This is a genomic window from Pseudomonas sp. ATCC PTA-122608, assembly GCF_001952855.1.
Taxonomy (GTDB): domain Bacteria; phylum Pseudomonadota; class Gammaproteobacteria; order Pseudomonadales; family Pseudomonadaceae; genus Aquipseudomonas.
This window is the reverse complement of record NZ_LPNO01000015.1, coordinates 66762-79521: the sequence shown is the minus strand read 5'-3', so window position 1 is coordinate 79521 and position 12760 is coordinate 66762. Positions and strand designations below refer to the sequence as shown.

The window sequence follows — 12760 nt, the reverse complement described above, 5'->3', positions numbered from 1 at the left end:
CTGTGAGCGAACTCATTCGCGTACCTGACATCGGCAGCGGTGAAGGTGAAGTAATTGAACTGTTTGTGAAGGTCGGCGACACCGTCGAAGCCGACCAGAGCATCCTGACCCTGGAATCGGACAAGGCGAGCATGGAAATCCCTGCTCCCAAGGCCGGCGTGGTCAAAAGCCTGAAAGTGAAGCTGGGCGATCGCCTGAAAGAAGGCGACGAACTGCTTGAGCTGGAAATCGAAGGTGCCGCTGATGCGGCCCCTGCGGCGGCCGCTCCTGCTGCTGCCTCGGCTCCAGCCGCCGAGAAGCCTGCCGCCGCTGCCGAGGCCCCTGCGGCTCCGGCTGCTGCACCTGCCGCCGAAACAGTCCAGGACATTCATGTTCCGGACATCGGTTCGTCGGGCAAGGCCAAGATCATCGAGCTGCTGGTTAAGGTCGGCGACACCGTCGAAGCCGACCAGTCGCTGATCACCCTGGAGTCCGACAAGGCCTCCATGGAAATCCCTTCGCCGGCTGCCGGTGTGGTGGAAAGCATTGCCGTGAAGCTGGAAGACGAAGTCGGCACTGGCGACTTCATCCTCAAGCTGAAAGTAGCAGGCGCCTCGGCTCCTGCTGCTGCCGCTCCAGCCGCCGCTGCTCCGGCCGCCAAGGCTGAAGCTGCACCAGCGGCTGCCGCGCCTGCGCCTGCTGCAAAAGCCGAGGCCGCACCGGCTCCGGCTGCTGCACCTGCGCCAAGCGGTGCCAAGGTTCATGCCGGCCCTGCCGTGCGCCAACTGGCCCGTGAATTTGGCGTTGAGCTGAACGCTGTGTCGGCCACTGGCCCGCACGGTCGCGTGCTGAAGGAAGACGTGCAGGTTTACGTCAAATCCATGATGCAGAAAGCCAAAGAAGCTCCGGCAGCCGGTGGCGCTACCGGTGGTTCGGGCATTCCGCCGATCCCGGTCGTGGACTTCAGCCGCTTCGGCGAAACCGAAGAAGTGCCGATGACTCGCCTGATGCAAATCGGCGCGTCGAGCTTGCACCGCAGCTGGCTGAACATCCCGCACGTGACCCAGTTCGACCAGGCCGACATCACCGACCTGGAAGCTTTCCGCGTTGCGCAGAAAGCCGTCGCCGAGAAGGCTGGCGTGAAGCTGACCGTGCTGCCACTGCTGCTCAAGGCCTGCGCCCACTTGCTCAAGGAACTGCCGGACTTCAACAGTTCGCTGGCCCCTAGCGGCAAGGCGATCATCCGCAAGAAGTACGTGAACGTCGGCTTTGCGGTCGATACTCCGGACGGCCTGCTGGTGCCTGTGATCAAGAACGTTGATCAGAAGAGCCTGTTGCAGCTTGCCGCTGAGGCTGCTGCACTGGCTGCCAAGGCCCGCGACAAGAAGCTGACCGCAGACGACATGCAAGGCGCTTGCTTCACCATCTCCAGCCTGGGGCACATTGGCGGTACTGGCTTCACGCCAATCGTCAACGCGCCGGAAGTGGCGATCCTGGGTGTTTCCAAGGCCACTATCCAGCCTGTGTGGGACGGTAAAGCGTTCCAGCCGAAGCTGATGCTGCCACTGTCGCTTTCCTACGATCACCGTGTGATCAACGGCGCGGCTGCCGCACGCTTCACCCAGCGCCTGAGCCAGTTGCTGAACGACATCCGCACCATCCTGCTTTAAGCCTCAACAGGTCTCCTGCCCACGCAGGAGACCTGGCTTCAACGATTTCCGAGCGCCACGCTCGTACCTCAACCCCGCCAATTGGCGGGGCTTTTTTTGCCTGCTTTTCCTGTTCCTCTGTAGGAGCGAGCTTGCTCGCAAAAATCCTTAACATTAACGCTGGCACCCTGAATGAACGCGGTGCCTGGACGTTTTTCGCGAGCAAGCTCGCTCCTACAGTTGGGGTCGTATCTGGCGTTGAAAAAGCCATCGGTCACCCCGGTTGTAGAAAACCGTTCGCTGGCCGATAACCCACTTATAGCACTTAGCCTTCATCCTCTCTTGTCAGCCCGTGCCGCATGATGCAACCTTGCCGCAGGCAACAGTAAAGAGGGCGTGAGCCCGGCGCGAAGCGCATTTTTCCAAGCGAGTTCCCCCATGAAAAGCCAACCCGATGTCGCCCGTACGGCGGCCGAGGTAGTGACGCAATTACCGGTGCCTTCGCGCCTCGGTATGCTGCGTTTCGAGCGGCTTAATGAGGCAAGCTGGGCCCTGCTGTACCTCGACCCCAATTGCGAACGCCAATTCGGCCTGTCCGCCGTCGAGCTGTGCGCCTTGATCGGCTCGCCCTACGCCAGCCTGATGGAACCCCAGGCGCGTTATCAGCTGCATGATGCGATCCAGCAACAGCTGACCATCAGCCCGCACTACCTGGTGCGCTACACCCTGCACACCAATGACGGCCCGTTAAGCCTGCTGGAGCTGGGTGAGGCCTACAAACAGCACAACCGCCACCTGCTGCGTGGCTACCTGATGGTGGTCGATGGCCTTTTCAGTGATATTTCGCTGGCCCCTGCCGTGGATCTCGAAAGCCAGAACAGCCGCTTGCAGATCGCCCTGGAACTCAACCAGCGCGCCCAGCAGGAACAACTGCAACACCTTGAGCGGGTGCGCGCCCAGCAGGAGCTGATCCTGCTGCTGGCCCGCCAGCGCTACAGCACCAACAACTCGCTGCAAGAAGCCGCCGAGCTGATCACCCGCAGTGCCTGCGATATCTACCAGATCGACTGCGCCAGTATCTGGAACCTCGAAAACCAGCACCTGGTGCCGATTTCCGCCTATCACCGCGCCGATCAGCAGCACCACCTGCCAGAGCCTATCGATGCCAGCGGCTTCCCGGATTACCTGGAAGCCCTGCAAACCAGCCGCGCCATCGATGCCAACAACGCCCTGCGCGACCCACGCACCCGGGAAATGGTCGAGAGCCTGCGCCCACGGGACATCCACGCGATGCTCGATGCCAGCATCCGGGTCGATGGCAACGTGGTCGGGGTGTTGTGCCTGGAGCAGAGTGGCAGCACCCGCGTGTGGCAGTCCGACGAGATCGCCTTTGCCGGCGAGTTGGCCGACCAGTTCGCCCAAGTGATCAACAACCACAATCGCCGCACCGCCACCAGCGCGCTGCACTTGTTCCAGCGGGCCGTGGAGCAAAGCGCCAATGCGTTTCTGCTGGTCAATTGCGACGGCGTGGTGGAATACGTCAACCCCAGCTTTACCGCGATCACCCAATACAGCACCGAAGAAGTCCATGGCCATCAGCTGTCGGAACTGCCGGCGCTGGAGAACCTCAGCGAGCTGCTGTTCGACGCGCCTTCGAGCCTGGCCAAGAGCAACAGTTGGCAAGGCGAGTTCAAGAGCCGGCGCAAAAACCTCGAACCCTACTGGGGCCAGCTGTCGATCTCCAAGGTCTATGGCGACAACCGTGAGCTGACGCACTACATCGGCATCTACGAAGACATCACCCAGACCAAGCTGGCCCAGCAGCGCATCGAACGCCTGGCCTACACCGACAACCTGACTAACCTGGGCAACCGCCCGGCGTTCATCCGCAACCTGGACGAACGCTTTGCCCGGGACAGCGACAGCCCCATCAGCCTGCTGCTGGTGGACATCGACAACTTCAAACGGATCAACGACAGCCTCGGCCACCAGACCGGCGATAAGCTGCTGATCAGCCTGGCCCGGCGCCTGCGCAACAGCCTGACGGCCAGCGGTAGCCTGGCGCGGTTTGCCAGTAACGAGTTTGCCGTGCTGCTGGACGACACCGACCTTGAAACCGGCCAGCAGGTCGCCAGCCAATTGCTGGCGACTCTCGACAAGCCGATGTTCGTCGACAACCAACTGATCAGCGTCACCGGCTCCGTGGGCCTCGCCTGCGCGCCACTGCATGGCCGCGACCCGCAAACCCTGATGCGCAACGCAGGCCTGGCGCTGCACAAGGCCAAGGCCAACGGCAAGCACCAGGTGCAAGTGTTTACCGAGGCACTGAACGCCGAAGCCAGTTACAAGCTGTTCGTGGAAAACAACCTGCGCCGCGCTCTGACCCAGAATGAACTGGACGTGTTCTACCAGCCCAAGCTGTGCCTGCGCAGTGGTCGCCTGTTGGGCATGGAAGCACTGCTACGCTGGAACCATCCGGAAAAGGGCATGATCCGCCCCGACCAATTCATCAGCGTGGCTGAAGAGACCGGGCTGATCATCCCCATCGGCAAATGGATCGCCCGCCAGGCCTGCCGCATGAGCCGCCAGCTGACCGCTGCCGGCTTGGGCAACCTGCAGGTGGCAATCAACCTCTCGCCCAAGCAGTTTTCCGACCCGGACCTGGTGGCCTCGATTGCCACGATCCTCAAGGAAGAACAGTTGCCCGCCAACCTGCTGGAACTGGAGCTGACCGAAGGCCTGCTGTTGGAAGCCACTGAAGACACCCGCCTGCAACTGGACCAACTGAAGAGTTTTGGCCTGACCCTGGCCATGGATGACTTCGGCACCGGTTACTCCTCGCTCAGCTACCTGAAGAAATTCCCGATCGACATCATCAAGATTGATCGCAGCTTTATTCATGAAATCCCGGACAACCAGGACGACATGGAAATCACCTCGGCGGTGATCGCCATGGCTCACAACCTCAAGCTCAAGGTAGTGGCCGAAGGCATCGAGACCTCCGAACAGCTGGCGTTCCTGCGCCGCCACCGTTGCGACGTCGGCCAGGGCTACCTGTTCGACCGGCCAATCCCGGGGTCCGAGCTGATCGAGAAGCTTAAACGCTACCCTCGCGGGCCAATCGCCTGACAGCGCGGTAACACTCGGGCAAACTGGCAGTCTGAATTCTTACCTGTAACTCAATCTGACTGAGAGGACTGATCATGGTCTTGCGCTCGGAAATTCTGGTGAACAAAAACGTGCTTCCTACTCAAGAACAAGCTTTGCCTGGCCGTGAAACCCCAATGTCCCTGCCCGAGACTCACTTCGTCAACGGTAACCCGCTGCTCGGCCCATTTGTCGACAACGTAGAGTTTGCGATCTTCGGCCTGGGTTGTTTCTGGGGTGCGGAACGCAAGTTCTGGCAGCGCGACGGCGTGGTCAGCACAGTGGTGGGTTATGCCGGCGGCTATACGCCGAACCCGACTTATGAAGAAGTCTGCTCTGGCCTGACCGGCCACAGCGAAGTGGTGCTGGTGGTGTTTGACCAGGACAAGATCAGCTACGAAGAGCTGCTGAAAATGTTCTGGGAACTGCACAACCCGACCCAGGGTATGCGCCAGGGCAATGACATCGGCAGCCAGTATCGGTCGGTGATCTATGCGGTCAAACCGGAGCATCTGGAAGCGGCGAAGGCCAGCGCACAGGCTTATCAGAATGAACTGACCAAGGCCGGCCTGGGCACCATCACCACTGAAATCGAAGAAGCGCCGACGGTGTACTTCGCCGAGGCGTATCACCAGCAGTACCTGGCGAAGAATCCGCAGGGTTACTGCGGGATTGGCGGCACAGGCGTGACCTGCCCGATCTAAGAGCGACACCGATAAAAATGTGGGAGCGGGCTTGCTCGCGAATGCGGAGTATCAGTCACTGAATGTGTTTCTGATACACCGCATTCGCGAGCAAGCCCGCTCCCACATTGGTCTTCAATACCTTGAGATTGGCTTACTCGGCGATAAGCCAATCCATCTGCCAGCCACCCTGGGTTTGCCCAAGCTGCTTGGACAACCACGGCAACAGCTCACGCAATTCTTCCTCCAAACCCCACGGCGGGTTGGCAATCGCCAAACCCGAACCGGTCAGGGTGTTCGGCGTATCCAGCGGATGCACCAGCAATTCCACCCGCAGCAACTTCGGCGCACCGGTACCGGCCAGGTCCTGGTAGAAGCGGCGCAACATGCGCTGGTCCTTCACCGGGTACCAGATCGCGGCCACTGTCTGGCGCATCCGGCTCACGGCTTCCTTGAGGGATGCGGCGCAGCGCTGCATCTCATCGAGCTTTTCGAACGGCGGGTCAATCAGCATCAGTGCGCGCTTTTCCGGTACCGGCAGCAATGCGCGGGGCACGTGCCAGCCTTCGCCAAGGTGCACTTTCACCCGACGGTCGCCCTTCATGTTGTCCTTGAGCAGCAAGCCGTCTTCCGGGTGCTTCTCGTTGAGCAACACGCGGTCCTGAGGGCGAGTCAGACGTCGCGCCAGCTCCGGGGAACCCGGGTAGTAGCGCAACTCGCCATCCGGGTTCATCTCGTGCAGCACGCGCATGTAGTCGGCGGTCAGCGGCGGCAGGTCGGCCTGGCCCCACAGGCGGGCGATGCCCTCCAGGTACTCACCGGTGCGGTTCGCCTGATCGCCCTGCAGGTCGTACAGACCAATGCCGGCGTGGGTGTCGAGATAGGCAAACGGCTGCTCCTTGCGCGACATCAGGGCGATGAGGCGGGTCAAGGTCAGGTGTTTGAAGACATCGGCGTGGTTGCCGGCGTGAAAGGCGTGACGATAATTCATGGTTGCTCCTGCGCAGGGGGCGAAGTTTACCTTTTACGCAGGCAAAGGTGCAGGGCTGCGCGTCAGGTGGTGCTTATGCCGCAAACACAGGGGCGCCGCCGAAAATAGTCTAATTGCCGGTACGAAAGCGGATTTATTGTGGCCAGCAATTATCCATGGAGGTCATAAAAACTCATGAAAGACGCCACCATCGCCCTGCACCACGGCTTCAAGTCGGACCCGACCACCAAGGCCGTCGCCGTGCCGATCTACCAGAACGTCGCCTTCGAATTCGATAACGCCCAGCACGGCGCGGACCTGTTCAACCTCGACGTGCCCGGCAATATCTACACACGCATCATGAACCCCACCAATGACGTGCTGGAGCAACGCATCGCAGCACTCGAAGGCGGCATCGCGGCCCTGGCCGTGTCGGCCGGCAGCGCGGCGATCCACTACGCGATCCAGACCCTGACCCGTGCCGGTGACAACATCGTCACCACCCCGCAGTTATATGGTGGCACCTACACCCTGTTCGCCCATTTGCTGCCGAGTTTCGGCGTCGACGTGCGCTTCGCCCGTGACGACTCTGCCGCAGCCATCGCCGAACTGATCGATGACAACACCAAGCTGGTGTATTGCGAAAGCATTGGCAACCCAGCGGGCAACATCATCGACATCGAGGCCCTGGCCAACGTCGCCCACGCCCGAGGTGTTCCACTGATGGTGGACAACACCGTGGCCACGCCGATCCTGTGCAAGCCGATCCAGTTCGGCGCGGATATCGTCGTGCACTCGGTGACCAAATACGTCGGCGGCCATGGCAACTCGCTGGGTGGTGTAATCGTCGACAGCGGCACCTTTCCCTGGACTCAATACCCGGAGAAATTCCCCGGCCTCAACCAGCCCGAGCCGGCCTATCACGGCGTGGTCTACACCGAAAAATTCGGCCCCGCGGCGTTCATTGCCCGCGCCCGCACCGTGCCCCTGCGCAACACCGGCGCGGCCTTGGCGCCGATGAATGCATTCCTGCTGCTGCAAGGCCTGGAAACCCTGGCCCTGCGCATGGAGCGCCACACCGAAAACGCCTTGAAGATTGCCCACTTCCTGCAAGACCACGAGCTGGTGGAGTGGGTCAGCTACGCCGGCCTGCCGGATCACCCACACCATCATCTGGCGCAGAAATACATGCAGGGCAAACCGTCGGCGATTCTGTCCTTCGGCCTGAAGGGCGGTTATGAGGCTGGCGTACGTTTCTATGACTCACTGCAAATCTTCAAGCGCCTGGTGAACATCGGCGATGCCAAGTCCCTGGCCTGTCATCCGGCGTCCACCACCCACCGTCAGATGAATGAACAAGAGCAGGCGAAAGCCGGGGTGAAGCCGGAGATGATTCGCCTGTCAGTTGGCATTGAGGCGATTGAGGACCTGATCGAGGACTTGCAGCAGTCTTTGGCTTTAACCCAACTCTGAGCCCAGCCAGGCAGCCAGCGCCTGATGACTGACATCCGGCCGGTGCACGAAGTGAGCGACCTTGTGCTTCAAGGTCGCCGGCGCAAAGGCACTGTGCAGGTCCGGGCGCTGTTCTTCCAGCCATTGCAGGAGGTTGTCCACCAGCGTGACGCTCGATTGCTCACTCAAGTGCTGGAGAACCTGCGGCGGCACTTGCCACCACGGGCTTGGCTTTGCCGCTCCCACCGTTGTGACGGCTACCTCAAGCTGGCGACCATTGATCCAGTAGCGACTGAACACCGGGAGCAACGCCTTTGCCTGCGGCCCCAGTGCCTGCAAAACAGGCAGTACATAGGCGCCGTCCCAGAAGCGAAAGAACACCGCCTGCCCTTCCGGCAACATTACCTTGGTCAGGCTGCGCAGATGCTCGACGACGGTTTGTACGGGACAGGACGACACAGCCAACCATCCCCAATCAGTACCTTCGCATTCGTCGGCCCATTTCAGAAAAGCACTTTCAACGGCAACCACCGCAACGTAGGGCATGACTTCATCCCATGCCGCATATTCGCTGTCCGCCCAAACTGGACTGAGCGAGCTACCACTGGTACGACGCCAGGCTTCAAGCGGCTTGCAGTCGCTGGCATTACCCAACACCGCAAACAACTGCTCACCCGCCTGCAATGGTGCAGACGCCAACCATTGCCCTGGAGAAATCATGGCGCACCTCCGGCCAGTGATGCGTTGCGGTGCAGAGGCCTGTCACACACGCCATTCCTGCAGCGCTCGCACTCTTCACAAAAGGGCGCACTGCGTTTCAGGCTGAACACCTGCACGGCACTCAGCGGTGCTGGTATCACCGCCAGCAACTTTTCCTGTAGCCCAGCCATCAGCGGCGCTGCCGCCGATGCCGGCGAGCCGCCAACCTGAACCTCTGTGCTGCTGAAAATCCCGTCTGACGAAACGTTGATCCAGTGCCCGCCAGCCTGAAGGGTCACACTGGCGCCCGCGTCGATAACGATGCTTTGCCCGGCGCCAATTCGAATGGTCATGCCGGCACGCGTTTGCTGCGAGCCGGCGATCATCAGGTGATCGTCCTGCTTGAGTTCGGTCAGGCGGTTGCCGTGGGTGGTGCGCTGTTCTTCGCCCTGAAGGTCATGACGATCGAGACCTTTCACAATGACATTGCGCTGATTGTCGACCCGTACGTGCTGGTCATGGAGTACGTGTTGGGTCCAGTTGCGCTGGGCACGCAGGTAGATTTCCTCGGCGCCCTTGCGGTCCTCGATGCGTAGCTCGTTGTAGCCACCGCCGCCGGGGCTGGTCTGGCTACGAAAGATGCTGCGGGTCTTGTCGGCCGGCAGGTCCAGCGGCACTGGCGTCGCCGCATTGGCCAGGCAGCCGACCACCAGTGGCGTGTCGGCGTCACCATTGACGAAGCCCACCAGCACTTCCATGCCCACCCGTGGAATCAGCACCGCGCCGTAATGTTCATGGGCCCAGCCACTGGCCACACGGAGCCAGCAGCTGGAATGTTCGTTGTGCTCCCCGGCGCGATCCCAGGCCAGTTGCACCTTGACCCGACCGTATTCGTCGCAATGGATTTCACTGTCGACGGGGCCAGTGACAACCGCGTTCTGATAACCGGATAGGGGGGTGCGTGCCGGCGGCAGGTCGGGGCGAAAAACCGTGTCCCAGGGCGTGGCGACAAAGGTGTTGCTGTATCCCTGGAGCGCCCCATCGCCCATAGACTCCTCAAGTACTTGAGGCTGACTGCCGCGGTGAGCGACCCGAGTCACCAGCCAAAGATCATTCCATTCCTCGCGGGGGTGCGCTGCCATCTTGAAAAGCTGACCACTGACCAACGACGGTTGATCGCCACTGCCATGGGCCTGTCGATAGTCGCCGCGATGTCGCTCAAGAGCCCGCTGCGCCAAGTGCTTGCCGTGGGCCCGATCGGTGAAGTGGCCGGGATAGTCGTGATCTTCCAGGGACGGAAGCTGCTCGCCGAGCACTTCACTTTCCAGCTGCAGTCGCGGCTTGCGAAAGTCGTAATCGCGCAGGTTTACACCCGTCGTGCGGGTTTCCAGACGCACCGAAAAACGCTTGATCACGGGTGCATCGGCGACCATCCCGGTGCCAGGCACATAGTCAGTCGCCTGCTCACCCTGCGCGAACACCGCCTGGTCATCACCAAATACCAGGAGGTGCCCGTCGGGACTGTGCTGGAAATGGTAGTGAATCCCCAACTCGGCACACAGGCGCTGTATAAACCCCAAATCGCTTTCACCAAACTGCACGCAGTACTCACGCTCGGGATACACGCCCGCTAACCTGAATTCGAAAGCATCGCCGTGGATGCCCTGCCCTTCCAGCACCCGCTTGATGATCTGCGGCACACTCTGGTGCTGGAAAATACGCTGGTGGCTGCTGTGTTGCAGGTACGCCAGGCGTGGCACCAGGCTGATCTGGTAGCGGGTCAGGCGCCTGCCGGAATCGCCCTGGGCAACGCGGTAGATTTGGCCGTGAATGCCATTCCCCTGAGCATCGAAGCTCAAGAAGGCCTGGCGGTGCAGCAGGCTTTCAAGGTCGAGGTCTGGCTGGTCGCTGACCAGTTCAAGGTCGAAGCGATAAGGCTCGCTGATGGCTTCGTTGCCCTTGAACTCAAAAACCTTGAGATCACTGGGCACGCCGTCGAGGGTCAGGGTAAAGGCACTTTGATTGGCAGGAGCGAACATCCGGTGTTTCTCTGCGAGTAGTGGGTGGCCGATTCTGCACCAGCTGTTTGCCGAGCTGAGTGCGCTGCAGGCAAATCAGTAAATCCCTACGCCGTGAGCCCCCTGCTCCTATCCACCCCCCTTGAATGCCGCCCATAAAAAACGGCCCGTCATCCATGGGATGCGGGCCGTTTTCACTTCAGCGGGCATTCAAGCCCCCGCCGATTACTTGTTGAGGTTGTAATCCGCCTCGGCCGCGTCAAACCGCTGAACCATGCCAGCCGTCGGAGCGCCCAGCTTGCTCACGAAGTAGATCGCCAGGCTGGCAAAGATGAAGCCCGGGATGATTTCGTACAGGCCCAACAGGTTGAAGTGCTTCCACACGATCACGGTGATCGCCCCCACCAGGATGCCGGCCAGTGCGCCATTACGCGTCATGCCTTTCCACAGTACCGAGATCAGCACCACAGGACCGAATGCAGCACCGAAACCAGCCCAGGCGTAGCTCACCAGGCCCAGTACGCGGTTTTCCGGGTTGGCGGCCATGGCGATGGCGATCAGCGCCACCAGCAGCACCATGGCGCGACCGACCCACACCAGCTCAACCTGGGAGGCGTTTTTACGCAGGAAGGTTTTGTAGAAGTCTTCGGTCAGGGCGCTGGAGCACACCAGCAACTGGCAGCTCAGGGTGCTCATCACGGCAGCCAGGATGGCCGACAGCAGCACACCGGCAATCCATGGGTTGAACAGCAGCTTGGCCAGTTCGATGAACACACGCTCGTGGTTCTCTGTCACGGGACCGGCGACTTCCGGGTGCGCCGAGAAGTAGGCGATACCGAAGAAGCCCACCGCCACGGTGCCGCCCAGGCACAGGATCATCCAGGTCATGGAGATACGACGTGCATTGGCAATCGATTTCACCGAATCCGCCGCCATGAAACGCGCGAGGATGTGCGGCTGGCCGAAGTAACCCAGGCCCCAGCCCATCAGCGAAATGACGCCGATGAAGGTGGTGTTTTTCAGCATGTTGAAGTTGTCAGGGTTCTGCGCTTCGATCGCCAGGAACGTGGTGTCGACGCCACCGGTGGCCAGCAGCACGATGATCGGCGTGAGCAGCAGGGCGAAGATCATCAGCGTGGCTTGTACGGTGTCAGTCCAGCTCACAGCCAGGAAACCACCCACGAAGGTGTAGGCAATCGTCGCGGCAGCACCGGCCCACAGCGCAGTCTCGTAGGACATGCCGAAAGTGCTTTCAAACAGGCGGGCGCCGGCAACAATGCCGGAAGCGCAGTAAATGGTGAAGAACACCAGAATCACCACCGCAGAGATGATCCGCAGCAGGCCGCTTTTATCTTCGAAACGGCTGGAGAAGTAATCCGGCAGGGTCAGGGCGTCGCCGTTGTGCTCGGTCTGCACTCGCAGGCGGCCGGCAACAAACAGCCAGTTAAGGTAGGCACCGACGATCAGGCCGATGGCGATCCAGCTTTCCGACAGGCCAGACATGTAAATCGCGCCGGGCAAGCCCATCAGCAACCACCCGCTCATGTCCGAGGCGCCGGCCGAGAGCGCGGTGACCACGCTGCCGAGGCTGCGACCGCCCAGAATGTAGTCGGAAAGGTTATTGGTGGAGCGATAGGCCATAAAGCCGATCAGCACCATGGCAGCGATATAGATCACAAAGGTGATCAGGGTAGGATTACTTACGCTCATTGAGTTACGCCCTGGCATTGTTTTTATGTAGCGGCGGTCTGTCCGGACGGCCACCCACTAGCTAGTGGATAGACGAAGCCTGGCGCCGCGCATTTATGACTGACGTTTCCCCAGGAAAGCCATCAGCCGATGAACCGCCGGTAAGAGGTTGCACCTTGGGCGCGAATGCTATTCAACAAAGTAAATAAGGTGCAACCAGTTTCTTGAGAATAAGTTGCACCTTGATGTGTTTTCCGGAAAACACCGTGTTTTTGCTCCTTTTCGGAGCAAGCACAGCCAAAGTCAGAAGCAAATGTACCAAGACGCAGCCGATTCGGCTGCGGCGATAATTTTTCCCGATCAGCATCAAAAATTTCATGGATAAAAAGGGTTGCACCCGGTTGCACCTCTCTCGGCGCAAAGCTAATCTTGCCGCCAGCTGATGCCACGCAGTAGTGGCACCCATGAGGATAA

Annotated in this window: 9 protein-coding genes; 4 read left to right on the top strand and 5 right to left on the bottom strand. The window is 60.5% G+C overall.

What is annotated here, in order from left to right:
- Positions 1-2 precede the first annotated feature (2 nt).
- The 3 genes from aceF (at position 3) to msrA (ending at position 5479) form a co-directional block, all read left to right on the top strand.
- A complete protein-coding gene (gene aceF, locus AU074_RS15830; RefSeq protein ID WP_076015497.1) occupies positions 3-1649 on the top strand; it encodes a dihydrolipoyllysine-residue acetyltransferase in 1647 nt (548 codons plus the stop codon).
- A gap of 417 nt (positions 1650-2066) precedes the next feature.
- Positions 2067-4757, top strand: coding sequence for a bifunctional diguanylate cyclase/phosphodiesterase (locus tag AU074_RS15825; protein ID WP_076015496.1), 2691 nt, complete (start codon positions 2067-2069; stop codon positions 4755-4757).
- Between the two features lie 74 nt (positions 4758-4831).
- The gene (gene msrA, locus AU074_RS15820; protein WP_076015495.1) at positions 4832-5479 is read left to right on the top strand and encodes a peptide-methionine (S)-S-oxide reductase MsrA; all 648 of its coding nucleotides are present in this window, start codon (positions 4832-4834) and stop codon (positions 5477-5479) included.
- Between the two features lie 133 nt (positions 5480-5612).
- On the opposite strand, the gene AU074_RS15815 is transcribed toward msrA, so the two are convergent.
- On the bottom strand, positions 5613-6449 hold the full coding sequence (locus AU074_RS15815; protein WP_076015494.1) for a 23S rRNA (adenine(2030)-N(6))-methyltransferase RlmJ: 837 nt from the start codon (positions 6447-6449) through the stop codon (positions 5613-5615).
- A gap of 174 nt (positions 6450-6623) precedes the next feature.
- On the opposite strand from AU074_RS15815, the gene AU074_RS15810 reads away from it, so the two are divergent.
- Positions 6624-7901, top strand: a complete 1278-nt coding sequence (locus AU074_RS15810; RefSeq protein WP_076015493.1) for an O-acetylhomoserine aminocarboxypropyltransferase/cysteine synthase family protein — start codon at positions 6624-6626, stop codon at positions 7899-7901.
- Here the strand turns inward: AU074_RS15810 and AU074_RS15805 are convergent.
- The 4 genes from AU074_RS15805 to AU074_RS34060 all read right to left on the bottom strand — a co-directional run bounded on the left by AU074_RS15805 (position 7887) and on the right by AU074_RS34060 (position 12735).
- Entirely contained in the window at positions 7887-8600 is a 714-nt protein-coding gene (locus tag AU074_RS15805) for a DUF4123 domain-containing protein (protein WP_076015492.1), read from the bottom strand. The genes AU074_RS15810 and AU074_RS15805 overlap by 15 nt on opposite strands.
- On the bottom strand, positions 8597-10618 hold the full coding sequence (locus AU074_RS15800) for a type VI secretion system tip protein VgrG (RefSeq protein ID WP_076015491.1): 2022 nt from the start codon (positions 10616-10618) through the stop codon (positions 8597-8599). Before AU074_RS15800 ends, AU074_RS15805 begins: the two co-directional genes overlap by 4 nt.
- A 204-nt stretch (positions 10619-10822) precedes the next feature.
- Positions 10823-12307, bottom strand: coding sequence for a sodium/proline symporter PutP (putP, locus tag AU074_RS15795; RefSeq protein ID WP_076015490.1), 1485 nt, complete (start codon positions 12305-12307; stop codon positions 10823-10825).
- 122 nt (positions 12308-12429) lie between these two features.
- Positions 12430-12735, bottom strand: a complete 306-nt coding sequence (locus AU074_RS34060; RefSeq protein ID WP_159442635.1) for a hypothetical protein — start codon at positions 12733-12735, stop codon at positions 12430-12432.
- Positions 12736-12760 lie beyond the last annotated feature (25 nt).

Bases quoted from the DNA above. Each gene is read 5' to 3' on its own strand.
- AU074_RS15825 (WP_076015496.1), top strand. From the start codon at position 2,067: ATGAAAAGCCAACCCGATGTCGCCCGTACGGCGGCCGAGGTAGTGACG.
- msrA (WP_076015495.1), top strand. From the start codon at position 4,832: ATGGTCTTGCGCTCGGAAATTCTGGTGAACAAAAACGTGCTTCCTACT.
- AU074_RS15815 (WP_076015494.1), bottom strand. From the start codon at position 6,449: ATGAATTATCGTCACGCCTTTCACGCCGGCAACCACGCCGATGTCTTC.
- AU074_RS15810 (WP_076015493.1), top strand. From the start codon at position 6,624: ATGAAAGACGCCACCATCGCCCTGCACCACGGCTTCAAGTCGGACCCG.
- AU074_RS15805 (WP_076015492.1), bottom strand. From the start codon at position 8,600: ATGATTTCTCCAGGGCAATGGTTGGCGTCTGCACCATTGCAGGCGGGT.
- AU074_RS15800 (WP_076015491.1), bottom strand. From the start codon at position 10,618: ATGTTCGCTCCTGCCAATCAAAGTGCCTTTACCCTGACCCTCGACGGC.
- putP (WP_076015490.1), bottom strand. From the start codon at position 12,307: ATGAGCGTAAGTAATCCTACCCTGATCACCTTTGTGATCTATATCGCT.